Below are 25798 nucleotides of genomic sequence, written 5' to 3'. Positions count from 1 at the left end.
ATTTTCTCTTCACTAGCCCATTATCGCTTACAAAAAGATCGTAAACAGGTTCTTATCGCTCAGCGGGTATTGCGCGGAGCGCCGATTCAGGCTTGCTCAACCGCCACAGCCCGCGGTCCTTGGAAACTGGCATCGCGCCGGGGACTCGGCATAACATGGCTCAATGAAAAGCATTTGCTTACCATAGAAGCCAGTATGGCTTCAAAATTTTGCAATGAGTCCAGTCCGCGTCATCTGGCCGCGCCGCCCACAATGGCCCCGATGCTGCCGCAAGCGCGGTGCCCTCTCAAAACGGCCGGTAGCTGCATGTCCGGCATTCCACTCATCGGCCTAGGCCGGGGAAGTTGACCATGTCCAAACGCAGCTTGCTTACATTGCAGCAACGCGCTTATCTGCTGGCACCTCCCAGCTGCGAATACGAACTTGAGCAGTTGACCCGCTTTAGCGAGCAAGATGTTGTCTTGATCCAACAGCATCGCGGCACGGCCAATCGCCTGGGAGTCGCGGTACTGCTGTGTTATCTGCGGCATCCTGGCATTGCGCTGGAGGCGGGCTGCCGGCCAAGCCCGCGCTTGCTGCGGCGAGTAGCCGCGGTGCTAGGGCTGGAGGAGGCGGCATGGGAGGGCTATGCCGTCCGCGACCAGACCCGGCGCGAGCATCTGGTCAAACTGTATGCCTATCTGGGTTTGAGACCTTACCGCGCCGAGGATGGCCAGACAGTGTTGCCTTATCTGACCCGGCTGGCGATTCAGACCGATCAGGCGATGACGCTGGCCGAGGCCTTGGTGGCCTGGCTGCGCCAACAACATGTGCTCTTGCCCTCCATCAATGTGATCGAGCGACTGTGCGCGGTGGCGCTGACACTGGGAGCTCGGCAGGTCTATGCGCGGCTCAATGACGCCTTGGACACCGGCCAACGTCAGCGTCTGGACGCTTTGCTGGAACGTCGGGAAGGCTGCCGGCTGACCACGCTGGCCTGGTTGCGCAGCGTGCCGGAACGCGCCCACGACCGCGGCGCGGCGCCGCACATGGCGCGCTTGCGTGTGGTCGAGGCCTTGGCGCTGCCTGCGCATCTGAGCCGACTGGCGGGAGCGGAGCGAATGCGGGAATGGACCGATGCGGGGGACAGAATGAGTTGTCACGATTTGACGGAATTGGACCCATTGCGACGCATGGCCATATTGGTGGCCATTGTGCTGCAAGCGCGCGCCGCGCTGATCCGCATGTTGCAAAACCTGGAAAAGCTGAAGGCGATCGACGCCCTGTGCCTGCCAGGTGGATTGCGGCAACTGATATCCCCTGGGCGCATGGACAAGCTGGCGGCGGAGGGGCGGCATATGACGCCCAAGGATTTGGCCAAGCTGGAACCCAGACGACGCATGGCCACGCTGTTGGTCCAGGTGCTGGAGCTGCGCGGGGTCCTGGTCAAGGACATTCTGGAAATGCGGGAACGTTTGGTGGGCGAGTCCTGGGAAGGAAGAAGATTCGGTTGAATGGATATCGGCATGTCGGCAGGTGCCGGATGGCAAGCCCTCGTCAACGCACGAGGGCTTTTTACTGGGTCTCTAGTTTAAGCTGCGTTTGCTCATTCGCATTGGCGGCTATGAGTTGGCTGGCTTTGCCGTCAAGATTGCCATGAAGTTTAAATGCGCTAGCGTGCGCAGAAAGATGTTTTCCTTATTTGGCGATTTTGTCTCTCGAATACAACAAAACTTAAAGGACATTACGCCTTGCTAGGCTTGATTTTCTGGCTTATCGACTAAGCCCAAGCTGAAACTTTAAATTAATATTAATGGTTTTATTGAAAATATTTAAATTACAATTAAATTGACAGCAACAAAACCATGGCTTCTCTTTTGTTCTCGGCCAAGCGCCACCCTGAATGACTTTCCATTTTTTTCTCCTAATTATTCTCACGGCTTTCCATCCTTACATAAAAGAGTGCGCATCGAAAACGCTAGCTGAGCTTGCCATCTAGCTCGAATCAGCATCAAGTTCTATTCGAATGTCACTTGTTTTTCAGGCGCGAATAGGGTTTCCGTGCAATGTGGGGGTGCTTTGTTTTCTCCAATATGAAGCGTTAAACGTTTTGCGATATTGGTTTGGATGTTTTGTATGTATTTGTGTTGCAGTGCTGATTGGCGTCAATTCCCTGTTGGGCAATGGTGGTGCTGCGCTTGAGCGATTTGTTTGGACCTTGTCGTTGTCTGTTTGTAAATTGTGCTCGTGACATTGGTGCTTGATTTGCCGCGGAACTGGGGTTTGCCTGTTTAGTAAAGTACGTGCGCGGCAAAATCGCGGCGCGTTTAGTGGCAAATAAGATTTAAAGCGTGTTCCTAAATCAATTATTGGATTCATGGTGCCGAATATGAAGGATGCCACTGCCGATATTGTCTTGCCGGAACAGCCGGCGTCGCAGGAGCTGGACTTCGATGTCGACTTCATTCGCATCGACGCCGCGATCTGCGAATACGACGCGGTGGGTTTGGCGCCGGTGCGCAAGGGCGGCGAGCCTTTTCACTGGGGAACGGTGGAAAGCGCCAGCCGCATATTACTGGGCAAGGCGGCGGATTTGCGTGTCGGGGTCTGGCTGCTGCGAGCGGCCTTGGCGCAACGCGGCTTGGCCGGAGCGGCCGATGGCCTGGAGGCATTGGGCGCAATCGCCGCGCGGCCGTTGGCGAATATTCGCCCGGCCGGCCTGCCGGATGCGCCGGCGGGGGAACTTCATGCGCTGCACTTGGCTTGGCTGTCCGGTCCGGCTTTCTTGCATCAGCTCACGCACAGCCGTCTGAGCCTGGATTGCGGGATCAGCGTGCGGCAACTGATCAAGGGCCACGGCGATTTACCGCTGGCGGAACGGGAGCGGGTGCGTTGCGACGTGTCGCGCATGCGGGCAGGACTGGCCCGCTTGCTTGACTTGAGCGTGTTGGAAAACTTTGCCGAGCAATTCGATTGCGCCGGCCTGAATGCGGTACTGGAAGAGCTCGACACCGCGCTGACGCCGAGCCGGGCGGCCCTGTCGGCCAAGTCCGCGCTGGAGGCGGCGCCAGGCGCGGCGCTGCCAGAGAGCTTGAGTTCCAGGGAGGAGGTGGCGGCGGCGCTGGATCGAGTCATCGCTTATTTCCACGAATACGAGCCCGGCCATCCGGCGCCGATTTTTCTAGCGCGCGCCAAGCGCATGCTGGGCGCGGGCTTCGAGGAGTTGATGGCGGAGCTGTTCGCCGAATCGGATGCGCTGGTGGCGAGACTGGATCGCCCCCGGCCGACGCAGGGCTAGTTAATCCACATTAGGGAAGGGAGATCGCCATGGCGCGACAAAAGGATGCGCAGAAATTCATCGGGGAGAGCCGCGCGCCCCGGGTGCAGATCGAGTACGACGTCGAGGTCTACGGTTCCCAGAAAAAGGTGGAGCTGCCGTTTGTGGCCGGGGTGCTGGCGGACTTGTCCGGCGACAATACCGAGCCCTTGGGCGCGGTGGAGGAGCGCCGCTTCACCGAAATCGACGCGGAAAACTTCGACGCGCGGATGGCGCAGATCGCGCCGGCGCTCAGCTATCAGGTGAAAAACACGATCACCAACGACGGCACCCTGATTCCCATTGATCTGAGCTTCGACTCCATGGAGTCCTTCGAGCCGGCCGAGGTGGTGAAGAAGATTCCGGAACTGGCGGTGCTGCTGGACGCGCGCAGCCAATTGAAGGAGCTGCTGACCTATATGGACGGCAAGGTGGCGGCCGAGGAGCTGATCGAGCAGCTGCTGAAAGAGATGTATCCGCCGGAAGGCGATGACGCCGAATCCGAGGGGACCGGCGGCGAGGAGGCGAAATGAGCACACAAGCCGAAATGCTGGCGCCGTCGGCGCCAGGGCTTAGCGAAGCGCCGCTGGACGATGGCCTGAAGGATATCCTGCGCCGCTCCTTCCGCCCGCGCACCAGCGAGGCCGCCGAGGCGGTGCAAAGCGCGGTGCAGACCTTGCTGAGCTATGCGCGCCGCAGCCGGGTCGTGGTGCGCGAGGATGTGGCGCAAACGGTGGAACAACTGGTGGCCGAACTGGACCGGAAGATATCGGAACAGCTGACCCTGGTGCTGCACAACGAGCGCTTCCAGCGCTTGGAGGGCGCTTGGCGCGGCTTGCACTATCTGGTGTCCAACACCGACACCACCGAGAACCTGAAGATACGTTATCTGAACATCTCCAAGAAGGAACTGGGCAAGACGCTGCGCCGCTACAAGGGCGTGGTGTGGGACCAGAGCCCGATCTTCAAGATGATCTACGAGCAGGAATACGGCCAGTTCGGCGGCGAGCCCTTCGGCTGCCTGATCGGCGACTATCACTTCGACCACGGCGCCCAGGATGTGGCGCTGTTGACCGAGATGTCCAAGATCGCCGCCGCCGCGCACGCGCCGTTCATCGCCGCCGCCGCGCCCAGCCTGCTGCAGATGGATGACTGGAGCGAGCTGTCCAACCCGCGCGATGTGTCCAAGATATTCACCGCCACCGAATACGCGTTCTGGCGCCGGCTGCGGGAAAGCAACGATTCGCGCTACTTGGCGCTGACGCTGCCGCGTTTCCTGGCGCGGGTGCCTTATGGTCCCAAGACTCAGCCCATCGAGGCGTTCGGCTTCGAAGAGAAGGTGGACCCGAATCGCGCCAGCGATTTTTGCTGGGCCAACTCCGCCTATGCGATGGCGGCGAATATCACGCATGCGTTCAGCACCTATGGCTGGTGCACCAAAATCCGCGGCGTGGAATCCGGCGGCGCGGTGGAGGTGCTGCCCAAATTCGTCTTGCCATCGCAGGACAATGAGGTGGAATTGCATTGCCCCACCGAGATCGCCATCTCCGACCGCCGTGAGCATGAACTGTCCGAATCCGGCCTGATGCCGCTGGTTTATCGCAAGAACTCCGACATGGCGGCCTTCATCGGCGCCAAGACCGTGCACCGGCCCGCGGTGTATGAGGACGACGACGCCACCGCCAACGCCAATCTGTCGTCGCGGCTGCCCTATATCTTCGCCACTTGCCGTTTCGCTCATTACCTCAAGTGCATCGTGCGCGACAAGATCGGCTCCTTCAAATCACGCGAGGACACTCAGCGCTGGCTCAACGACTGGCTGATGAACTATGTGGACGGCGACCCGAGCATCTCCAGCGAGCTCACCAAGTCCAAGCGCCCGCTGTCCGCGGCCGAGGTGCAGGTGGACGAATTGCCGGAAAACCCCGGTTACTACCGCGCCCAGTTTTTCCTGCGGCCGCATTTCCAGCTGGAAGGGCTGACGGTGTCGCTGCGCTTGGTTTCCAAGTTGCCGTCGGCAAGGGCGGAAACCGCATCCGGCAGCGCTTAGCGCTTATCGACGTCGGACCGCCTCTTGGGCGGTCCGGCCGGCGCGGGGGAGGAAACGACCTGGCTCCTCCGGCGTCTGCACTCAGTCTCAGGTCCGGCATAACCATCATCTTTCATTCGGAGTATCGCAACATGGCAAATGCACTGGTTGACTACTTTTTGCAGATTGAAGGCGTCGAGGGCGAATCGACGGACCAGCAATATTCGGGCCTGATCCAGATCCAGAGTTGGCAATGGGCGGAGGAGAACTCGGGCAAATGGGGTTTTGGCAGCGGCGGCGGCGCTGGCAAGGTGGAAATGAAGGACTTCGAATTCCGCATGGTCTCGAACAAGGCCTCGCCCAAGCTGTTCCTGATGTGCGCCACCGGCGAGCATATTCCGCGCGCCAAGCTGATCTGCCGCAAGTCAGGCAAGGGCCAGCAGGACTTCATGATCATCACCTTCGCCAGCGGCTTGGTGTCCTCCTTCCGCACCCTGGGCAATATGCCTTACGCCAGCATGGGGCATGGCAGCGGCGACGTGGACAGCGTGCTGCCCACCGACGAGATCAAGATCAACTTCGCCAAGATCGAGTTCGAATACCGCGAACAGCGCAACGACGGCACCATGGGCGCGGTGATCAAGGCGGGTTATGACCTGAAGCTGAACGCGGCGGTGTAGGCCCGCGCAGGGTTCCCTTACTTCTTCACAGGACGGCGCCGCGCAGGCGGCGCCGGACAGCCATGACGCCACGCTTGTACGACCAACTCTCCGCGCGCTCCGGGCGCGATGCGCTCGCCGCCAGCCTGGCGCGCGAACTGACGCATTTGATGAACGCCGCGTTGCGCGGGGCCCGACTGCCGCTGGCGGCGGGCGGCGAGCTGATGAACTCGGTGTGGAACTATGGTCAGCCGCCGTTGGCCGAGGGGCGGTCGAGCCAGATCGATCCAGCACGGGTCAGCACGCACATCCGCGCGGTGATCCGCGGCTTCGAGCCGCGCCTGGACCCCGCCAGCATCGAGGTGAGCGCGCGCTCCGGCACTGGAGCGCTGGAACGTCAGCGGCTGTATTTCGATATCGCCGCCATCGCTCGCGACGGCGGCGCTGCGCTGCGCTTTAGCCTGACCCTGGATTATCTGGACGCTTATTTCAGCTTGCCGCGCGCGGCGGAGACGGGAGCGGACGGATGAACTTCCTCGATCACTACAATAATGAATTGCGCCACCTGCGCGAGGCCGGCGCGCGTTTCTCCCAAGAGCATCCGCAGATCGCGCCGGCGCTGGGTCTAAAACCAAACTCGGTGGCCGATCCCTTTGTCGAGCGGCTGCTGGAAGGCGTGGCCTTTTTGTCGGCCCGAGTGCAGACCCGGCTGGATCTGGAGGGCGCCGAATTCGCGCGCCAGGCCCTGACCCAGCTTTGCCCGCTCTATTTGAGCGCCACCCCCGCCATCACCAGCTTCGCCTTGCACCCGGATTTCGGCTCGCCGGAAGCTTTCCGCGGCCACAGCGTGCCTCGCGGCGCTCTGATCCATGCCAGCTTGCCCGGCCGCGCGCGGCCGGTGACGTTCGCCACCGCGCGCGAAGTGACGTTGCTGCCTTTGCGCCTGGAGCGGGCGGAATGCAGCCGCAGCCTGGGTGGCGTGTCCGCCGCGCTGGCGCGGCGCTTGGCATCCTCGCAAGCGGCCTTGCGCCTGAGTTTCCGGCTGGAAGGCAATGCCGCCTTGCGTGAACTGCTGGCCGCGGACGGCAGGGCCAAGCCGCTGCAATTGAGCCTGGCCGGCGACTTGCCGCGCGCTTATGCCTTGCACCGCGCGCTGCTGGCCGATGTTGGCGCCTGCTATGCGACAGCCGACGATGACCAGGGTGGCGAGACCATGCTGGAGCTGCCCGCAGGCTGCCTGCGCCTGTCCGCCACCGACGAGGACGAGGCATTGCTGCCCGCCGATGCGGGTGGGCTGCCCGGCTTGCGCATCCTGCGCGAATACTTCGCCCAGCCGGCGCGGCTGCTCAGCGTGGAATTGGACGTGCTGGGTCCGCTGGCGGCGCGGGCGCCATCGGCGCGCGGTTTTGACTTGATCCTGGCATTGCGCCATCCGCCGGCGGACTTGATCGGTGAAGTCGACACCGGACAGTTCCGCCTGTTCGCCACCCCGGCGATCAATCTTTATCCCAAGCGGTTGGACCCGGTGCCTTACGACCCGAACCAGACCGAGCAATGGATGCCGGTGGACCGGATGCGGCCGGCCGAGCACCACCTGTGGCGTTTGCTGGAAGTCAATGTCTGCGACAGCAACGGCCGTTCGCGCGAGGCGCGGCCGGCCTTGGACGCCGGCGGCTATCAGAGCGGGCCGGCGGCGGCGCGTTATTCGCTGCGGCGTGAGCCGGCCTTGCAGAGCCTGGGGCCACGTCATGGCTATCCGGACGCTCTGGGCAGCCATGACTTGATCACCATTTCCGCCTGCGCCGGCGATATCGGCCTGGACGACATCGCGACGCTGACCGGCCGCGCGCTGGTGGCGGACCGGGGCTGGCGGCCGGAAGACTTGCCGGGCGCCGAGTTGAGGATGGAGGGGGGCGGAGCGGTGCAACGGCTGGAGTGCTTGTGGCCGGCCAGCGCCCCGCGGCCGATTCCGGCCTTGGAGCGCTGCTGGTCGGCGGTGGCTCAGATCGGCCTGAACCCGCTGAGCCTGCGCGACACGGCGCGCCAGGACATAGGCGCGCGGCTGGCGGAGCAGCTGCGGCTGGCCGCGCAGCCGGAATGTCAGCTGGACCGCCAGCGCATCGACAGCCTGAGGGCCGCTCACGCGCAAATCTGCTTTCTCGCCGCTGGCCGCGCCTCGCCGCAGGCGTTGGTGCGAGCGACCCGGGTGGAGCTGGATATCGCCGCCGTCATGCACGCTGACCGCGGCGGCTGGCTATTCGGTCGGCTGTTGGCCCAGGCGCTGGCTCAGGCCGTCAGCTTGAACGACGGCATCGAGGTCCGCGTGCTGCTGGATGGCGAGCCAGCCAGTCAGCACGGCAATACCTCGCGCGACGATGGAGAACTGCAATGAAGCGACAGCCGCTACAGCGGGAGCTGAGCCCGCAACGCACTTTTTTCGAGCTGATGCGTCGGGTGGAAGCCTGGCAGTGGCGGCAGCCGACAGCCGGCGCACCGTTCCGGCTGCGGCGGCGGCCGGATTGGCTGAGCCTGGAGCAGGCCGCCGACATGCGCTTCGCCAGCGCCGAAATCAGCGCGGTGCAACTGGACGCGGCGGCAGAAGAGGGCGGCACGCCACACGTCAACGTCACCTGCCGCCATTTCGGCTTGTTCGCCCCTTACGGCCCCTTGCCGCTGCATGTCACCGAGCATGCCCTGCATGAGCGGCGGCTGGAGCGCAACGCCGCCTTCGAACGCTTCGTCAACCTGGCCTGCGGCGATCTGGCCTGGCTGCACTATGCCGCCCGCGCGGCGATGCATCCGGTCTTGGGCTATGAACGCGGCCGCCACCCCTTCGCCGAGCGCGTCGCCGCGCTGGCCGGCATGCCGCCATCCGGCGCGGAAGAGCGGAACCATGATGCCGCGTCTTGCCGCTTTGGCACGCCGGGGGCCTATCACGCGCCCAGTCGCTCCTTGACGGATTTGCGCAAAATCCTGGCCGGCTATTTCGGCGTGCCGGTGCGGCTGATGCCGCGCCGGGGACGCTGGGTGCCGCTGCGCGGCGCCGGCGGGCCGCGCCGACTTGGACGCTGGCGCGTTGGCGGGCGGATTTGGGACGCGCAGCAGGCATTGGAGATCCGGGTTGGCCCCATCGACGCCGCCGAGTTTTGCCGCTGGCAGCGCGGTGCCGCCGCCATGTTGGCGATGCGCGCCATCGCCGCCGATTTCGCCGCTGGCCAGGCGGCTCCGGTCATCCAGATTCAGGTCCGCACCCGGCCGGAACTGGCCGGCAAAGTGGGGCGCATGCGCCTGGGGGTGGACGCATGGTCCCGCCCCGGCAACGCGCTTCGGACGCTCACCGTGTATGACTCTTTCCAGGATCCAAGACTGTGAACCGAGAACGCATATTCGGCCGTCTAGGCCCTACCGCATACCAGGCGCTGGTCGAGGCCACCGCGCTGGGACGATCGCGCCGGCACGCGCTGGTCGACCTGGATCATTGGCTGTACTGCCTGCTGCGCCACGCCAACAGCGATGTCGCGCTGCTGCTGGAGGCGCTCGAGTGCGACCCAGCCACTGCGCTGCAACGCATAGGCAAGGCGTTGGATGCCGCTGAAACCGGCGGCGAGGCGTTGCGCGACATTTCGCCGGCGCTGGAGCGCAGCGCGGCCCCTGCCATCAGCTGGAGTCAGATCGCCGCACCCGCGGCCAAGGTGCGCAGCGGTCATTTGCTGCTGGCCTGGCTGGACGAGGAGCCGACACGGCGCTGGCTGCAGCATAGGGCGGGCCAGGCGCTGGCGAAGCTAGCGCTGGACGACATCGTCGCGCGTTACGAGGCGTTGGCCGGTGCTTGGCCGGAAGCCGCCGACGCGCCGTCCGCGGCGCTGGCCGGCGAGGCCGCCGCTGACCCCGCCGCGGTGCTGCGGCAATGGGCGGTCAGCTTGAGCGAGCAGGCGGCGGCCGGTGAGTTGGACCCGGTGATAGGCCGCGACGCCGAATTGCGCGCGGTGATCGACGTGCTGTCGCGGCGGCGACAGAACAATCCCATTCTGGTGGGCGAGGCCGGTGTCGGCAAAACCGCGGTGGCCGAGGCGCTGGCGCAGCGCATTCAGCGCGGCGAAGTGCCGCCCGGCCTGCGCGGCGCGCAGATCTGGGCGCTCGACGTGGCCAGGCTGCAGGCTGGCGCCGGCCTGCGCGGCGAATTCGAGCAGCGGCTGCGCGCGGTGATAGACGCGGTGATCGCCTCGCCGGCGCCCATCATCCTGTTTTGCGATGAAACCCATACCTTGATCGGCGCCGGCGGCAATGCCGGCACCGGCGACGCCGCCAATCTGATCAAGCCCATGCTGGCGCGCGGCCAGCTGCGGATGCTGGCCGCCACCACTTGGTCGGAATACAAGCAGTTCATCGAACCGGACGCCGCGCTGGTGCGCCGCTTCCAGGCGGTGGCGGTGGACGAGCCGGACGACGATACCGCGGTGGACATGCTGCGCATGATCGCGCCACGTTTTTCCGATCATCACGATGTGCGCATCGCCGATGCCGCCTTGCGCGCCGCGGTGGCCTTGTCGCGGCGCTATCTGCCGACACGGCAGTTGCCGGACAAGGCGATAGGCCTGCTCGATACCGCCTGCGCGCGGGTGGCTATGAGCCAGAGCTGCCGGCCCGCGGCGCTGGACCGGCTGCGCCATCAGGAGCTGATCACGGAGCTGGCGCTGCGTTGGCGTGCCAGCGATGCGCAGCTGGGCCTGGCCGCGTCGGATGACGCAACGGAGCTGGAGCGCGCCGGCGCCGAGGCCGCCGCGCGCGCCGACGAGATGGAAACGGCGTTGCACGCGCAGCGCGCCGAGGTGGATGCCTGGCTGGAGGGCTTGAAAACAGGTGACGGCGACCCGGCCCGGGCCGATGCGCTGAGCGGATCGGAGCGGCTGGTGCGGCCCTGGGTGGACGCGCACGCCATTGCCGAGGTGCTGTCGGAATGGACCCGGATCCCGGTCACGCAAATGGCCCAGGACGAGGCGCGGCGGCTGATGGCCTTGCGGCAGGAACTGAACCTGCGCATCCAGGGCCAGCAGCAGGCGTTGGACGCCATTGTCGAAGCGCTGCAAGTGGCGCACTCCGGCTTGGGCGACCCGCGGCGGCCGTTGGCGGTGATGATGCTGACCGGCCCCACCGGCAGCGGCAAGAGCCAGACCGCGGTCGCGCTGGCGCAGGCCTTGTTCGGCGGCGAGCGCAATCTGCTGCGCTTCAATATGAATGAATTCCAGGAAGCCCACACCGTGTCCACGCTGAAGGGCGCGCCGCCAGGCTATGTCGGCTACGGCCGCGGCGGCCGCTTGACCGAGGCGGTGCGCAAGAAGCCCTACAGCGTGCTGCTGCTGGACGAGTTCGACCGCGCCCACCCGGACGTGCACGAGATGTTCTATCAGGTGTTCGACCAGGGCTGGATGGAAGACGGCGAGGGGCGGCACGTCAATTTCCGCAATTGCCTGATTCTGCTGACCAGCAATCTGGGCGACGCCGGTATCGAAGCCGCCTGCGCCACCGACCCGGATTGCAGCCAGGCGCGCCTGGACGCGCTGGCGCGCGAACGGCTGCAGCGCCGCTTCGCCCCCGCTTTGCTGGCGCGGATGCAGGTGGTGGCATTCCGGCCGCTGGACGAGCCGGCCCTGGCAGGCATTGCGCGCCAGGCCTTGCAGGAGATCGGCCTACGCTTGAACGCCAATGGCCTGGATTGGCGCGCGGACGCGGCCAGCGCCGACTGGATCGCCCGCGCGGTGGCGCGTCACCCGGCCAGCGGCCGCGCGGTGGGCGACCTGCTGCGGCAACGCGTGATGCCGGGCATCGCCCGCGGCGTGCTGGAGGCGCATGCGGCCGACCGCGCCTTGCGCAGCGTGCGGCTGAGCGCAGCCGAACGGCTGGAGTTGGTTTTCGACGAGGAGGCCGTCCTGCAACTACCGCCGGACGCGCCATCAGAATCCGACCTTTCTGGAGAAATCACATGCGCCTGATCGAACTGCACAGCCCAATACTGGACGCGGACAGCATCGCGCTAAGCTTCAAGACGGATGAGCGTCTGTCGCAGGAGCCCAGCTATCAATTGGAAATCAGCTGCGCCGACCCGGCATTGGATCTGGACGGCCTATTGGGCACGCGGCTGGGGCTGGAGATAGACCTGGGCGCCGCCGGCACGCGTCCATTCCACTGCCAGGTGCTGGGCGGCCACGACACCGGCCAGACCCAGGACCGCTACACCTATGCGCTGGAGCTGGGCAGCTGGCTGTCCTTTCTGGCGGAGAATCAGAACTGCCGGGTGTTCCAGCAGTTGACGGTGCCGCAGATCGTCGAGCAGGTGTTCGGCGAGCATCAGCGGCCGGACTTCCGCTTCGAACTGGAGCACGCTTATGAGGCGCGCGAATACTGCGTGCAGTTCCTTGAGTCCGATCTCAATTTCGTCAAGCGTCTGCTGGAAGACGAGGGCATCTATTTCTGGATAGAGCATCAATTGGAGCGCCATGTGGTGGTGCTGTCCGACACCCAGCGCTTCGACGATCTGGCCGCCGGCTACGACTGGCTGAGTTTTCTGCCGGATGGAGACGAGTTTCGTCCGCTGCCGGGGAGGGAGGGCGTGCAGCGGCTGCAGCGCGGACGGCGGGTGCGGCCAACCAATGTCGCGCTGCGCGACTTCGACTACCACGCGCCGTCCAACCGCCTGGACAGCGACGCCCGGGAAAACCACCCCGGTCTGGAGGGCATCCGGCTGGAGCATTACGACTACGGCGCCGGTTACAACCATCAGGCCGGCGGCGACCGGCTGGCGCGGTTGCGCCTGGAGGCATTGCAGGCGGATTCCCACCAGTTCACCGGCATGGCCAATGCGCGTGGCCTGGCCACCGGTGGCGCGTTCACGCTGGATGGGCATCCGGATGCGGCGCGCAACCGCCGTTACTATGTATCGGCCAGCCAACTGATTTTTTTGCAGGATGGTCCGGACAGCAGCGGCCAGGGACGCAATGTGCAGTGCCTGTTCCGGGCGATGGCGGACGACCGGCCGTTCCGACCGCTGCGGCAGACGCCGAAACCGATGCTGCCCGGCATCCAGAGCGCGACGGTGGTGGGGCCGGTGAACGCGGAGGTGCACACCGATGCGCTGGGCCGCATCCGCGTGCACTTCCACTGGGACCGCTACAAGACCCAGGAAGAAGATGCCTCGTGCTGGATCCGGGTGTCGCAAGCCTGGGCGGGCAAGGGCTGGGGCGTGCTGGCGATGCCGCGCGTCGGCCAGGAGGTACTGGTGACTTATGTCGACGGCGATCTGGACCGGCCGATGGTGACCGGCATTGTCTACAACGGTGACAATCCGACGCCGTATGACTTGCCCAAGGACATCCGCTACACCGGCTTGGTCACGCGCTCCTTGAAGCATGGCCGTTACAACCACGCCAGCCAGATCACCTTCGACGACCAACGCGGCGCCGAGCGGGTGATGATCCACGCCGAACGCGATATGCAGCGGACCACGGAACGCAATAGTTCGGAAGCGGTGGGCCAGGACATGAATACCTCGGTAAATGGCACCGCCACCACGGTCACCGGCGCCTCGGTCAGCTATACCGGCGTATCGGTGTCCTTTACCGGCCTGTCGGCCAGCTTCACCGGGGTATCCACCAGTTTTACCGGACTATCCACCACCTTCACCGGGGTAGCCACCGGCTTCACCGGCATCAATACCGCTTTTTCCGGGGTGACAAACAACTTCACGGGTTCATTGAATAATTTCTTTGGCGTTATTACCCAATTCATCGGAGTGAACACCACCTTTTCCGGCGTTGTCACCTCCTTGACCGGCACCAGCACCTCGGTGACCGGCGCCTCGCAAAGCCTGATCGGGCTCTCCACCGCGTTGACCGGCGTCCATGTCGCGGCCACGGGGAAGTCGCAAACCATGACCGGCGTTTCATCGTCGTACACCGGCACCTCTTGCTCTGTGACCGGCAAGCATATCGGGATTACCGGCACGAACAAGGTCGTGATCGGCACCGCTATATCGGATGTCGGTTCGGCCATCAGCGTTACCGGCACCTCAATGTCGACCGTCGGCTCAGCCACCCACTTTATCGGCACCTCAATGTCGACCGTCGGCTCAGCCACCAACGTCACTGGCAAGCTGATGTCGACCACCGGCTCAGCCACCAACGTCGTCGGTACCTCAATGTCGACCGTCGGTTCAGCCACCAACGTCACTGGCTCCTCGATGTCGACCACAGGTTCCTCGGTCAGTTGCGTCGGTTCCCATGTCGCCAGTACCGGCACCTCGATGACGACTACCGGAGCCAGCTTCTCCTATGTCGGTGCCTCTTACTCGGATACCGGAGTGGATCTGAAGCAGCTGGGCATGCAGATAAAAAACTGAGGCATCACGCCACGGGTGGATTTGTCCACACAGAGAGAAGGGAAAGCGCATGACCACACACATCAAGCCGCAGGCCGCGTTGATTTCCACATCGCGCACCCAGATCGGCAGCCAGGCGCAACTGCGGCTCGGCGTCGGCATAGGGTTCCGGCTCAGCGATCCCCGGGTGCTGGCGCATGAGGCGTCGGTTTGGGAGGCGATCAAGGCGGCGGCGCCGTCGGTGCCCTTGTTCGAGCCCGGCATGCCCAAGCAGCATGCGGAGTGGCTGCTGCTGGGCCACGCGCATTATCGCGGCGGACGCGAGCCGGAAGGCTCGGTGAATTGGAGCGCGAGCGCGGAACTGGGCAAGGTTGGCAAGAGATTGTCTTGCCACGCGGCGGGCCAGCTCGGCGCCGACGGCTGCTTGCGCGCCAGCCTGGAACTAGACCATCGCCAAGCCGCCGCCGGCCATGACGGCGCCAATCCTTGCGGCCTGCCGTCGCATACCCCGCCATTGCAATTGCTGTGCGGCCTGGGCGCCAAGCCGGCGGCGCTGGCGGCCTTGGGGCCGCTGGGCTTGGACTGGCCGGAACGGCGGCAGTGGCAACCGGCCAGGCCGCGCTCGATCGCGGCGATGGCGGAAGATGGCACTCATCTGGGCTGGCCGGCGGCAACCGACTTGCGGATATTCCAGCAGGCCGCGCCGGATCAGTGGTCGCGGGAGCGGGTTTGGCGCAGCGGCGAGTGTTTTGCATTGCGGGGCATGGGACCGGCCGGGCAAGGCTTTGCCGGCAAGCTGCCGGCGCTGACCGCCGTGGCGCTGGCCGGCCGGCACGCGGGCGCCTTGTCCGAGCAAGCGGAGCTGGCGCTGCAGACGGTCTGGTTCTTGCCGGATTGGGACCTGGGCGTAATGTGGTGGAACGGTTTCCTGCCCTTGGACTACCCCTTGCAGGAAGACATCAGCCAGTTGCTGGTGGCCTTGAAGGACTGCGCCGAACCGCTGGACCTGGCTGGGCTGAAGGCTTTTGCGTGGCGCCGGGCCGATGTGGCCGATCAAGACCCGATGCTGTTGTCAGATCACCCGCTGATGCCGGATCCGGGGCGCGGCTGGGTATGGGAGCAGATTCTGGCGGTGGAAGACCATCCCGGCCAGGCGCCCGCGCCACTCAGCCACGAGCAAATCGGTGACCGCATGCGGCAGCAATGGCAAGCGTTTGAACAGGCGCAGCGAGACCAGATCAAGTTGCGAGCCTTTGCGCGCGACAGCGAAAAGTGCTTGGCAACAACACCCACGGCGGCTTCCTCCCGTATTGACTGGCGTCAGCGCCTGGAGCAGGACGAAGCCGGCGAGCTGTGCGAGCAAACGCTGAGTGGCGTAGACCTGAGCGGACTGGACTTCGAACAGCGTCATTGGCGGCAGATGCGCTTCGAACAATGCCGTTTTGATCTTTGTAGCTGGCGCCAGTGCCGTTTCGAGCAAGTCAGCTTCGTTGACTGCTCCTTTACCGGCGCGCGGCTGGAGCAAGTGAGCTGGACCGATGGGGGCGCCCAACGTTGCAAGCTGGAGCGGAGCGCTTGGCATGAGGCCGTCTTACAGCGCGTCAATCTGGAAGACTGCCGGCTGGACGGGGTGGTTTTCATCGGCGGCAGCTGGCAGGCGGTGACCGTGCAAGGGCAGGGCGGAGACCAGGGCCGGGTAGCGCAGATGCGTTGGGATCGGGTCAGTTTCTACCAAGTCACCGGCGAGAACTGGCGCGTCGAGGAGGTACGGGCCGATGGCTTGGACCTGGTGCGCAGCGCGTTGCGCGGCGCGCATTGGCGCCACTGCCAACTATTGAAGTTCAGCGCGCTGGAAAGCGATTTGTCCGCCAGTCTTTGGCAACGCTGTGGCCTGACCCTGGCGGTGATCTCCTATCACAGCAGCCTCAAGCAGGCGCTGCTGGAGGACTGCGAGTTGACCAAGTGTTGCTGGCAGGCGCTGCAGGCCGATGGCGTGCACCTCGAATATTGCACCTGCCTCCATTTCTGCATCGGCAAGCTGCAAGCGCCCGGCTCGCGCTGGAACGGCTGCGTGCTGGATGGCGCCAAGGCGGTGAACGCCAATCTGGCCGGCGCGGTTTTTCAGGCTTGCTCGCTGCGCGACGTCGCGCTGCAAGGCGCCGATCTGAGCGAGAGCCGGCTCGAGGACTGCAATCTGATCGACGCCAATACCGCCTGGATTTTGCCTGCAGCGGCCGGCGGCTGGCAGGGCAATCTGGATGCCGGCTTGCAGGATTTGCCACGGAGAAGCGCGTGAGCGCGCCCTCGGCGCTGCCGCGGGAAGTGCGCGGCCAGCACTTCAGCGAGCAGGCCCCGGGGCAGGCGCTCAGCGGCATGCTGTACATCGACTGCCATTTCGAGCGCGCGCATTGGCGGGAACATCATTTGAGCGATGTCCGCTTCCGCGATTGCCGTTTCGACGACAACCGCTTTGAAGGCAATGTCTGGCGCCAAGTCCATTGCGAGCAATGCCGCTTCCAGCGCTGCGCATGGCAAGACTGCGTGTTCGAAAAAGTGTTCTGGCAAAACGTGAGCGCGCGCGACAGCGACTGGCGGCAATGCGCGTGGAAAAACTTCATCTGCGTGGCGCTGGAGGCGGAGGAATGGCGGATGCTGGAACTGCGCGGCGCCCATGTTTCCTTCGTCAATAGCCTGCTGCGGCGCTGCCTGCTATCCGGCGGCACCTGGCAGGCCAGCGCCTGGATCAAGAACCGGCTCGCCGATGTGCGCATTCAACGCGCGGAACTTGACAACTTCATCGTCGGCTTGAGCCAAGCACAGCGGATGGCCTTGCTGGATTGTCAGGGCATCAATACCCGCTGGCTCTACTGCGAGCTGGAAGACATGAGCTTGGAGTCCTGCCGCTTGCGCCAGGCCGCCTGGTCCGGCAGCGCATGGCGCGGTGGACGGCTGCAGGACAGCCGGTTGGCTGGCGCCAATTTCGAGCAGAGCCGGCTCTGCCAGCTGGAGTTCACCGGCTGCGACTTGGAGCAGGCGCTTTTCGATGGCGCCCGTCTGGAGGATTGCCAGCTCAGCCACCTGCACGCGCCGCGCATCTGGCTGCGGCGGGCGCGGCTGGAGCGGGTGGACCTCAGCGGCGCCGAGCTGGACGGACTGGATGCCTGCGGCGCGGAATTGCGGCAAGTCAGGCTGTCCGGCGGCAGTTGCCGCCATGGCCGGCTGATAGGCCAGCCCCGCGACGCGTGGCAGGCCGCCGATACCGCCAGCGCCGTTTTCAGCGATCAAAAGTTTGAGCAAACCCAGGCTTGGCGCGCGCGCGTTCAGCCCGGCCCCAGAGGAGAAACGTGATGAAACCACTAGCAGAGCCTAGCGTGGCGCCGCCGCAAACCGAGAGCGAAAGCGATGCGGTATTGCAATGGCTGCGGGTGTCGGCGCCCCGCGCCAAGATCGAGGACAAGGCCAACGGCTTGCGCCAGGGCAGGGTGGACGCGGCGGAGTCCGGCGCCTGCCGGGTGCGGCTGGCCTCGGGCGCGGCGTTGGATGCGAGGGTCGCGTTTGGCTGCCAGCCCAGGCCGCAACGCGGCGATCTGGTCCAGCTGGCGCTCTCCGACGAGGCGTGCTGGGTGTTGGCGATCCTGGAGCGCGACGATGCGATGGCGCATTGCGTGCTGGACTTCGGCGTCGCCAGCGTGCAAGTGCAGGCCGGCGAACTGCGCTTGCACGCCGATGGCGAATTAAGCCTCCATGGCCGCCAGTTGAACAGCCGTGCCGAGCAGATCGGCACCCGCGCTCAGGAGCGGCAGACCCATATCGGCGGTTCGGACCTGACGCAATGCGGCAGCCAGTTGCTGCATGTGGAGCGGCATCTCGGCCTGCATGCCGCCAGCGCCACGCTGACCTCGTCCTCGCTGCTGAAGCTGGATGCCGGCCAAATCCACCTGGGCTAAGGAGAACGGGCATGGGGTTTGAAAACACCTCTGGCGCAAGCGGCCAGGCCGTGGCGCCTTGTGATATGTGCAAGATACCTGTGGTGTGCGTGCCGGGCTGCTATGTCAACACGGCCAAACTGAGCGATGCGGTTAATCCCTGCCACAAGCTTTTAATCGAAGGGGCGCCGGAGCATAACCAGGCAACACAGGTGGCGACCTCCTCCGGAAACGAAGGCAGTTGGGGTGGGTGCGGAAGTGGCGCGATCAAGGGAACCATGGAATATCTCACCGCCAAGCCGAAGGTCATGACCTGCGCGGCTCCCACGCCGACCCATGCCGATGACACGACCAGCCAGAATACCCGCAATACCACGGGCTTGGTGGTCAGCCCATCGCAAACCAAGGTAAGGATTTCTTAGTGAATGCCATGCGCAAGAGCGCTTGCCTGATGGCGCTCTGGGTGCTGCCGGGCCTGCTGGCCGGCTGCTCCTCCCTGCTGCCAGCGCTGCTGCCTTCCTTGCTGCCGCCGCTGAGCCCGGTTCGGAGCGAGGAGGGGCCGCGCCAGTTGCACGTCACCCTGGTGGGCGGCGCGCAGCTCAACAACAGCGGCGGCGGCCCGCGGCCGGTTCAAGTCTGCCTATATGTGGCGCGCGAGGCCAGCTGGACGCCGTCGACTGGGCTGGATGACAGCCTATGCGTCCAGCGCGGCCAGGAGATCACGGCCGAAGCGCGCCAAGTGATCGCGCCAGGACAGGTGCAGCAAGTATTGTTGCCGGCCGCTGGCTCGGATCCGGTATGGCTGTTGGTGGATGCCGACTTCGCGGCGAAACCGCCCGGCTATGCGCCGCTGCGCATCCGCGTCGACGGCCGCAAGCTGATCCATCTGGCGGTGCAGCTGGAACGCAACCGCATTGTCGATGCGTTGACGCCTCCGGTCACGCCACCGCTCGCCGATGGCGCACCGCCGGTTGCGGACAAGGCGCCGCCGATCGCCGAGACCCCGGCCGCCCTGCCTGAGCGCAAGCCGGCGCGCAGGCCGCGCAAGGCGGCAGCTGTCCGTGAGGAGAGGAATCTATGAGCGTTTTACCGGTAGGGCCAGTCGCCTGGAGCGATGGCATGTTGATCGAAACCCAGCATTTTCAGCAGCAGGAGCGCCATCTGGCCCATCTGTTCAAGCTGCGACTGAGCCAAGTGTCCAGCCATGGCTGGGGCTTTTCATTGCTGGACGTGGACAGCGACGGGCTGGGACTGGGCCGGCTGGGCCTGCGCGCCGCCACCGGCGTGCTGCCGGACGGCACCCCGTTCGCGCTGCCGGCGCATGATCCGCTGCCGGCGCCGCTGGGCACCGCGGAAGCCCAGGCGGGCGATATCGCCTGCCTGGCCTTGCCGGCCGCCGGCAGCGGCGGCCCGGACATGGCCTTCGGCGACATCGCCGCGCCGGCCCGCTACCGCGCGGTGGCCACCGAGGTGTCCGACCTCAGCATAGGGCTGGACGCGCCGGGTTCGCCGCGCCGGCTGACGCTGGAAACCGGTCGCATGATGACGCGCCTGTGCTGGCAATCACAATTGCGCGCCGATGAAACCGCCTTGCCCTTCGCCAGGGTGGATGGCCGCAGCAGCGCGCTGGCGCCGCAGTTGGATGCGCGATTTGTGCCGCCCTTGCTGGACAGCCGCGCCCACCAGACGCTGCGCGCGCTGATCGAGGAGTTGCAAAGCACGCTGCAAGTACGGCTGGCGGGCAGCGCCGGGCTGCGGGTCTTGTCCGCCGGCGGCGGCCTGGCCGACCTGATCGAGCTGATGTTGCGCCAAGGGATCGCTGAATACCGGATGCGGCTGGCGCACTTGGATGCCTTCGACCCATTGCCGCCGGCGCTGCTGTTCCAAGAGCTGATCGGCCTGTTGGGCCGGCTCAGCGTGCTGCCCGGCGTCGACGAGACGCTGGCTGAGCGCCAGTTCGCCTACCGCCACGACGATTTGCAGGCCAGTTTCGAACCCTTGGCCGCCACTCTGCGCTATGCCTTGGCCCGTGTGATTGAAACTCCGGTGCTGCCGCTTAGATTCGAAGATCGTGGCGATCAGGTCCATGTCTGCGTGGTGGACCGCCAGTGGCAGCTGCAGAAAATGGTGTTCGCCTTCTCCGCGGCGATGCCGGCGGACAAGCTGCGCCAGTTGTTGCCGCAGCAGGCCAAGCTGGGCGCGGTGGAACAGATCCAGAAGCTGGTGGATCTGCAATTGCCGGGCGCGCGGCTGATCCCGGTGCCCAATCCGCCGCGCCAGGTGCCGTATTACGCGCAAAGCGTGTATTTCGAAGTGGAATCCAGCGACCCGTTCTGGGCGCAGGCCTTCGCGGGTTCGGCGCTGGCTTTGCGCATTGTCGGCGACTTCCAGGATCTGCGTTTCGAAGCCTGGGGGCTGCGCGAAGGCAAGGTCGCCTGATCCAAGAATACAAAAGAGTGAGCCGCGATGAACCTGCTGCATAATTTTTCTTCGATTTTCCGGCGAGCCTCCTCCGCGCATCTGAACAGCTCCATGATGGAGAGCGCCATGCGCCGCCAGCTGGAAAACCTGCCCTTGCTGATGCCCGGATCGCAAGCGGACATTCAGGACGCGGAGCAGGAGCCGGCTGTTCCGGAGCCCGCGCTGGAGCCGGCTTCCGCCGCGCCATCGCTGGCGGACACTAGCGGCGCGGAAAGCGAAGCGGACGGCGCGATGCTGGTCTATCAGCGAGCGGGCGCGCGGGCCGCGCTGTTCAAGGCCGGCCAGCAACTGGCGCACTGGGACAATCCCTTTATCTCCCACGCCATGCCGGCTGTGCTGCAACTGCGGCGCATGCTGGAGGCCGCGGAAAGCCAGCTGCAGATTCGCGCGCAGCTGGGCCTGGAGCTCAAGCTGTTTCGCGAACGCCTGGGCAGCGCCGGCTGCGAATGGCAGCAGGCACAGGACGCCAGCTATCTGCTGTGCACTTATCTGGATGAAATCTGCAACGACGCGGCGCGCGGCGCCGGCCAGCAGCCTTATGACGGCGAACGCAGCTTGCTGGTGGAATTCCACGACGATGCCTGGGGCGGCGAGGACGCATTCGCCGATCTGCAGCGCTGCTTGCGTCACGAGCCGCCTCCCTTGCAGCTGCTGGCCTGGTACGAGCTGGTGCTGGCGCTGGGCTGGCAGGGGCGTTATCGGGTGCTGGAGCGCGGCGAGGTGCTGCTGCAGGATTTGCGTTCACAACTGCACGCGACGATATGGCGCCAGCAAGAGCCGGCCCCGCTGGGCACCGGACTGATCACGCCGCCGGCGGTGACGCCGGCCCCCGAGCCGCCGCCGCCGAAACAGCGTTGGCTGACGCCTTGGCGCGTGGCGGTCATCGCGCTGGCGGCCACCGCGCTGACCTATGGCCTGGCCACGGCCAGCCTGGACCAGCAGGGCCGGCGTCTGCGCGAGGCGCTGGCGGCCTGGACCCCGCCTGCGCGGGCCATCAACCTGGCCACCGCCTTGCCGCCACCGTTGCCGCAACTGCTGTCCGAAGGCTGGCTGGTGGCCTATAAACATCCGCAGGGCTGGCTGCTGATCTTCCGCAGCGACGGCGCTTTCGATGTCGGCAAGGCCGAAGTGCGCGCGTCGTTTCAGAAGAACATCGTGCGGTTGGGCCAGGCCTTCGCGCCATGGCCGGGGGATTTGGAAGTGATAGGCCATACCGACCGCGTGCCTATCCAGACCAGCGCGTTTCCCAATAATCAACGGCTGTCGGAAGCGCGCGCCCGCTCGGTGGCCGACATGCTGCGCCAGACCGCCGTCGCCGGCGGCGCGCAAGCGCCCGACAACGCCAAGGCGCGCCGTATCGATTCCTCAGGCCTTGGCGAAAGCGCGCCGCTGGATGCGGCGCGCACGCCGGAGGCCTATGCGCGTAATCGGCGCGTCGATGTGCTGTGGAAGGTGGCCGGCATTTCCCTGGGGGGCGGCCAAGCTTCGTCGGCGGCAAGTTCCGGCCACGCCGCCGCTCCGCCGCCCGATACCGCCGGCGGGCCGGAGCCGTTCGGTCTCGGCGCCAAGGAGCAACAGCCATGATCCGGCATAGCCTGCGTATTCTGATCGCGGTATTGATCGCGCTGACGATCTGGTGGGTGGGGCCCTTGATTTCCATCGGGGTTTATCGGCCGCTGGGTTGGCTGCTGCTGCGGCAGATTCTGGTGGCGGCAGTCTTGCTCTGGGGTTTCTGGCCGTTGCTGTGCCGGCTCTGGGCCCGCTTGCTGGCCGCGCCGCGCTCGCTCAGGCGCGCGCCCAAGCCACCGCCGGAGCCCGAGCCGGAGCCCGCTCCACCCGATTACATCGACGATACCTTGCGGCAGTTGCAGCAGCAATTGAGCCGTCGCGACGGCGCGCCACTGCCATGCTACCTCTTGCTGGGTGTGAGCGGCAGCGGCAAAAGCAGCTTGCTGGACTGGTCGCTGCGCGACGGCGCGCCGCAGGCCATGACGATAGGTCAGGGCTTGGGGCTGGATTTCCGGCTGGGCGCGGACGCGGTCTGGCTCGACACCCAGGGCCAGTGGAATGTGAGCGACGGCTACGATGCCGCCGCCTCCGCCGCCTGGAACAAACTGCTGGCAGGCTTGTTGGCATTGCGTGGCCGGCTCTGCGTCAGCGGCGTGGTGCTGTGCATTGGCGGCGATGAGCTATTGACGATGGCGGCCAAGCGTCGGCAACAAGTGGCGACGATTTTGCGGCAGCATCTGCTCAAGCTGCGCGACGGCCTGGGGCGCTGCCCCAATGTCTACTTGGCGCTGACCAGGCTGGATCGTCTGGATGGCGCGATGGCGTTGCTGGGCTTGATGAAGCCGGAATCCTGGAGCCGCGGCATCGGGTTTTCCTTGCCGCTGGAGGCGGAAGGCGGCTGGGACGACGACCTGCATCGCCTGGAGCAGCGGGTGCAGCGCCAGGTGCTGTTCGCCGCGCCGCTGGCCGGCGAGGCGGCGGTCAATCATGCCCAGTTGCGTTTCGTGGAAACGCTGGGACGATTGCGGCTGGCATTGTCGGCCTTGCTGCCGCCCTTGTTCGCCCGCGACGGCGAGGAGGATGCCGCCCGTTTGCGCGGTCTGTGGCTGGGCTCGGTGGCGGAGGTGGCGGACATCGAGATCGACGGTCCCGACCCGGCGACCCGGCCCTTGGGCGAACTGTGGACGCCATTGCTGCGGCAACTTGGCTTGGAGCGGCAGTTGATGGAGCAAAACCTCAGCGCCGCCGAGCGGCTGGCTCGGGAGCAGCCGCCGCAGCCGGCGGCGCGGTCATGGAAGCGGAGGGCGCTGAACGCGCTGCGCTGGGCGCCGGTGCCGACGCTGGCCATGATCCTGTTGGGCTGGATGGCCTGGGGCTATTCCGCTGAACGCCATTATCTGGACTATCTCTGGGCGCAGTTCAACGAGAGCAAGACGCTGGCGCGCGAGCAGGCTGGCAGCGTGCAGGGCGCCGGCTCTCCGCTGCTGGCGGTGGCCGCGCAGATGCGCTACGCCCAGGCGCAGGCGGAAAGCGCCGAGCGCGGCTTGGGCACGCCGTTTTTCGAGCACCGCCGCGTGGCGGACACCGCCGCCGCGACTTATCGGCGCCATCTGCAGAAAACGCTGATGCCGGAACTGCACAACGAACTGAAGCGCACCTTGCAGGCGCAGAACCAAGGCAGCCCCGGCGATATCTTCCTGACGCTCAAGGTCTATTTGATGCTGTGCCGGCCGCAATATCGTTCCGCCGACGCGGTGGAGCGCTGGATAGCCAATCGTTGGGAAGCCTTGTCCGAAGGACAATACAACGAAGAGGACAAACGCCTGCTGATCGCCGACGCGCGCGCGCTGATCACGCTGCCGGAGCTGCCCGCGACGCCGGAAGACGCCAGCCTGGTGCAGACCGCGCGCGCGCGCGCCGCGCAGATCCCGGTGGTGACCCGGGTGCTCAATCATATCCGCGAGCAAGGCCTGCCGGCGCAGATTCAGGACATCTCGCTGGCGCGCGCCGCCGGCTTCGGCTCGGCGATCAGCCTGCGGCTGCGCAACAATACGCCGGACACCGACGCCGCGATCTCCGGCTGGTATACCCGCGCCGGCTATAGCAACGCTTTTCTGCCGCGGCTGGAAACCGGCGCGCGCGCGATGCTGGAAGAGCAGAGCTGGGTGCTGCACAACGAGCCGCTGCGCGGAAACGGTTTTGAAATAGACAGCCTGGTGCAGAAACTGGCCGACAGCGCGCGCAGCCAATACCTGCAGGACTACATCACCGCCTGGCAAAGCTTTCTGGGCAATGTCAGCGTGCGCGCCGTCACGGGTCTGGGCGATGCCGCGCAATTGGCGGCCGCGCTGATGAACTCACAATCGCCACTGGCCAATCTGCTGCGCTTCGCCGGCCGCGAAACCATGTTGACCGGCAACTACGATGGCGGCATGGATAGCTGGATAGACAGGCAGAAATCGCGGCTGGAAAAAAGCCGGCGCACACTGATAGGCGAAATCAGCGGCGAGCGCTATCGCACCACGATGCTGCCGGAACAGGTGGTGGAGGAACACTTCCAGGCCTTGCGCCAGATAGCCCGGCAATTGGAAAACAACGACAACGCCGGCAACAACCCGCTGGCGCGCTTGTTCGATTCCTTGTATCGCCAGCTGGGCCTGGTCAACGGCGCCCTGCAGACCGGCCAGGTGTTGCCCGCGCAATACGACGTGTTCACCAAGCTGCGCGGCGACGCCGGCCTGCAGCCGGAACCGGTGCGCGGCATCATGCTGGACCTGATCAACAATGGCAGCGCCGCCACCTCCAGTCAGACCCAGGCGGTGCTGAACCGGGGCGCGGCCGGCGCCACCCGCGGTGTTTGCGACCAGGGTCTGAGCAGTCGTTATCCCTTCCGCCGCGGCGCCGGCGCGGACGCCAGCGTCGAAGGCTTCGAGCGGCTGTTCGCGCTGCAAGGCGCGATGGCGGTGTATTTCCGCGACCACTTGGCCACCTATGTCGACACGGCCTCGGTGCCGTGGAAGGCCCGCAGCGTGGACGGCGGCAAACAAGCACTGCTCAGCCCGGCGCTGATCGGCGCCTATGAAAGCGCCAGCCGCATCCGCGACACGATGCTGGATGACAGCGGCCGGCTGCGCGTGTCCACGGTGTTGCGCTTCCTCGACATGGACTCGCAGCTGGCCGAGGCGCAGCTGGACCTGGCCGGCCAGACGCTGCGCTTCGCCCATGGCGCCACCACGCCGCAGCGGGTGGACTGGAACGGGCAGAGCCAGAAACTGGCGATACGGTTGCAGATGAAGTCGGTGGACGGCCGCGTCAATACCTTGCAATACGACGGCCCGTGGGCATTATTCCGCTTCTTCGACGCCGGCCGCGGCGTGGGGGGCGCGGCGGACCGGCGCGAGCGCCTGTACCAGGGCAGCCTGGGCTCGGTGCGCATCGAATGGCAGTCGCTGTCCTCGCCGTCGCCGCTATGGTCCGGGCTGATCCAGTCTTTCCGTTGTCCGCAAGGCGGCTGACGAGGGGCCAGAG

Annotated in this window: 19 protein-coding genes; all 19 read left to right on the top strand. The window is 65.5% G+C overall.

The features are described 5' to 3' along the window. On the top strand, positions 1-348 hold a 348-nt coding region (locus ACE3QM_RS01060), incomplete at its 5' end, for a hypothetical protein (RefSeq protein ID WP_374419624.1). Positions 349-350: 2 nt separating this feature from the next. Further along, a complete protein-coding gene (locus ACE3QM_RS01055; protein ID WP_374419622.1) occupies positions 351-1493 on the top strand; it encodes a DUF4158 domain-containing protein in 1143 nt (380 codons plus the stop codon). 875 nt (positions 1494-2368) lie between these two features. After that, positions 2369-3277 (top strand): ImpA family type VI secretion system protein, encoded by a 909-nt coding sequence (locus ACE3QM_RS01050; protein ID WP_374419620.1) that lies wholly within the window; start codon positions 2369-2371, stop codon positions 3275-3277. Positions 3278-3306: 29 nt separating this feature from the next. Continuing rightward, positions 3307-3828 (top strand): type VI secretion system contractile sheath small subunit, encoded by a 522-nt coding sequence (gene tssB / locus ACE3QM_RS01045; protein ID WP_374419618.1) that lies wholly within the window; start codon positions 3307-3309, stop codon positions 3826-3828. Next, positions 3825-5345 (top strand): type VI secretion system contractile sheath large subunit, encoded by a 1521-nt coding sequence (tssC, locus tag ACE3QM_RS01040; RefSeq protein ID WP_048411594.1) that lies wholly within the window; start codon positions 3825-3827, stop codon positions 5343-5345. The genes tssB and tssC overlap by 4 nt, the downstream gene beginning before the upstream one ends. A 131-nt stretch (positions 5346-5476) precedes the next feature. Then, positions 5477-6004, top strand: coding sequence for a type VI secretion system tube protein Hcp (locus ACE3QM_RS01035; protein WP_048411595.1), 528 nt, complete (start codon positions 5477-5479; stop codon positions 6002-6004). A gap of 62 nt (positions 6005-6066) precedes the next feature. Continuing rightward, the gene (locus ACE3QM_RS01030; protein WP_374419615.1) at positions 6067-6513 is read left to right on the top strand and encodes a GPW/gp25 family protein; all 447 of its coding nucleotides are present in this window, start codon (positions 6067-6069) and stop codon (positions 6511-6513) included. Next, positions 6510-8375, top strand: coding sequence for a type VI secretion system baseplate subunit TssF (gene tssF / locus ACE3QM_RS01025; protein ID WP_374419613.1), 1866 nt, complete (start codon positions 6510-6512; stop codon positions 8373-8375). The genes ACE3QM_RS01030 and tssF overlap by 4 nt, the downstream gene beginning before the upstream one ends. After that, positions 8372-9355: a type VI secretion system baseplate subunit TssG gene (locus ACE3QM_RS01020; RefSeq protein ID WP_374419611.1), complete on the top strand. Its 984-nt coding sequence runs from the start codon at positions 8372-8374 to the stop codon at positions 9353-9355. The genes tssF and ACE3QM_RS01020 overlap by 4 nt, the downstream gene beginning before the upstream one ends. Further along, positions 9352-11973: a type VI secretion system ATPase TssH gene (gene tssH, locus ACE3QM_RS01015; protein WP_374419609.1), complete on the top strand. Its 2622-nt coding sequence runs from the start codon at positions 9352-9354 to the stop codon at positions 11971-11973. Before ACE3QM_RS01020 ends, tssH begins: the two co-directional genes overlap by 4 nt. Continuing rightward, positions 11964-14375, top strand: coding sequence for a type VI secretion system Vgr family protein (locus tag ACE3QM_RS01010; protein WP_374419607.1), 2412 nt, complete (start codon positions 11964-11966; stop codon positions 14373-14375). Before tssH ends, ACE3QM_RS01010 begins: the two co-directional genes overlap by 10 nt. 49 nt (positions 14376-14424) lie before the next feature. Continuing rightward, a complete protein-coding gene (locus ACE3QM_RS01005; protein ID WP_374419605.1) occupies positions 14425-16650 on the top strand; it encodes a pentapeptide repeat-containing protein in 2226 nt (741 codons plus the stop codon). Beyond that, positions 16647-17702 carry a pentapeptide repeat-containing protein gene (locus ACE3QM_RS01000; RefSeq protein WP_374419603.1) on the top strand — a complete coding sequence of 352 codons (1056 nt, stop codon included), beginning with the start codon at positions 16647-16649 and terminating at the stop codon, positions 17700-17702. Before ACE3QM_RS01005 ends, ACE3QM_RS01000 begins: the two co-directional genes overlap by 4 nt. Continuing rightward, a complete protein-coding gene (locus tag ACE3QM_RS00995; RefSeq protein WP_374419601.1) occupies positions 17702-18301 on the top strand; it encodes a DUF3540 domain-containing protein in 600 nt (199 codons plus the stop codon). Before ACE3QM_RS01000 ends, ACE3QM_RS00995 begins: the two co-directional genes overlap by 1 nt. A gap of 11 nt (positions 18302-18312) precedes the next feature. Then, on the top strand, positions 18313-18702 hold the full coding sequence (locus tag ACE3QM_RS00990) for a PAAR-like domain-containing protein (RefSeq protein WP_048411602.1): 390 nt from the start codon (positions 18313-18315) through the stop codon (positions 18700-18702). 8 nt (positions 18703-18710) lie between these two features. After that, the gene (locus tag ACE3QM_RS00985; RefSeq protein WP_374419599.1) at positions 18711-19361 is read left to right on the top strand and encodes a type VI secretion lipoprotein TssJ; all 651 of its coding nucleotides are present in this window, start codon (positions 18711-18713) and stop codon (positions 19359-19361) included. Further along, positions 19358-20719 carry a type VI secretion system baseplate subunit TssK gene (tssK, locus tag ACE3QM_RS00980; RefSeq protein WP_374419597.1) on the top strand — a complete coding sequence of 454 codons (1362 nt, stop codon included), beginning with the start codon at positions 19358-19360 and terminating at the stop codon, positions 20717-20719. The genes ACE3QM_RS00985 and tssK overlap by 4 nt, the downstream gene beginning before the upstream one ends. A 108-nt stretch (positions 20720-20827) precedes the next feature. Further along, positions 20828-22345, top strand: coding sequence for a type IVB secretion system protein IcmH/DotU (icmH, locus tag ACE3QM_RS00975; RefSeq protein ID WP_374419595.1), 1518 nt, complete (start codon positions 20828-20830; stop codon positions 22343-22345). Continuing rightward, entirely contained in the window at positions 22342-25785 is a 3444-nt protein-coding gene (gene tssM / locus ACE3QM_RS00970) for a type VI secretion system membrane subunit TssM (RefSeq protein ID WP_374419593.1), read from the top strand. The genes icmH and tssM overlap by 4 nt, the downstream gene beginning before the upstream one ends. Positions 25786-25798 lie beyond the last annotated feature (13 nt).

It is taken from the genome of Chromobacterium sp. (assembly GCF_041912965.1).
GTDB lineage: Bacteria > Pseudomonadota > Gammaproteobacteria > Burkholderiales > Chromobacteriaceae > Chromobacterium > Chromobacterium aquaticum.
The sequence above is the reverse complement of the archived record's forward strand: the minus strand, read 5'-3'. Positions and strand labels throughout refer to the sequence as shown.

Bases quoted from the DNA above. Each gene is read 5' to 3' on its own strand.
- ACE3QM_RS01055 (WP_374419622.1), top strand. From the start codon at position 351: ATGTCCAAACGCAGCTTGCTTACATTGCAGCAACGCGCTTATCTGCTG.
- tssK (WP_374419597.1), top strand. From the start codon at position 19,358: ATGAGCGTTTTACCGGTAGGGCCAGTCGCCTGGAGCGATGGCATGTTG.
- tssC (WP_048411594.1), top strand. From the start codon at position 3,825: ATGAGCACACAAGCCGAAATGCTGGCGCCGTCGGCGCCAGGGCTTAGC.
- tssB (WP_374419618.1), top strand. From the start codon at position 3,307: ATGGCGCGACAAAAGGATGCGCAGAAATTCATCGGGGAGAGCCGCGCG.
- ACE3QM_RS01030 (WP_374419615.1), top strand. From the start codon at position 6,067: ATGACGCCACGCTTGTACGACCAACTCTCCGCGCGCTCCGGGCGCGAT.
- ACE3QM_RS01005 (WP_374419605.1), top strand. From the start codon at position 14,425: ATGACCACACACATCAAGCCGCAGGCCGCGTTGATTTCCACATCGCGC.
- ACE3QM_RS01035 (WP_048411595.1), top strand. From the start codon at position 5,477: ATGGCAAATGCACTGGTTGACTACTTTTTGCAGATTGAAGGCGTCGAG.
- tssM (WP_374419593.1), top strand. From the start codon at position 22,342: ATGATCCGGCATAGCCTGCGTATTCTGATCGCGGTATTGATCGCGCTG.
- ACE3QM_RS01010 (WP_374419607.1), top strand. From the start codon at position 11,964: ATGCGCCTGATCGAACTGCACAGCCCAATACTGGACGCGGACAGCATC.
- tssF (WP_374419613.1), top strand. From the start codon at position 6,510: ATGAACTTCCTCGATCACTACAATAATGAATTGCGCCACCTGCGCGAG.
- ACE3QM_RS00985 (WP_374419599.1), top strand. From the start codon at position 18,711: ATGCGCAAGAGCGCTTGCCTGATGGCGCTCTGGGTGCTGCCGGGCCTG.
- ACE3QM_RS00995 (WP_374419601.1), top strand. From the start codon at position 17,702: ATGAAACCACTAGCAGAGCCTAGCGTGGCGCCGCCGCAAACCGAGAGC.
- icmH (WP_374419595.1), top strand. From the start codon at position 20,828: ATGCGCCGCCAGCTGGAAAACCTGCCCTTGCTGATGCCCGGATCGCAA.
- ACE3QM_RS01050 (WP_374419620.1), top strand. From the start codon at position 2,369: ATGAAGGATGCCACTGCCGATATTGTCTTGCCGGAACAGCCGGCGTCG.
- ACE3QM_RS01020 (WP_374419611.1), top strand. From the start codon at position 8,372: ATGAAGCGACAGCCGCTACAGCGGGAGCTGAGCCCGCAACGCACTTTT.
- ACE3QM_RS00990 (WP_048411602.1), top strand. From the start codon at position 18,313: ATGGGGTTTGAAAACACCTCTGGCGCAAGCGGCCAGGCCGTGGCGCCT.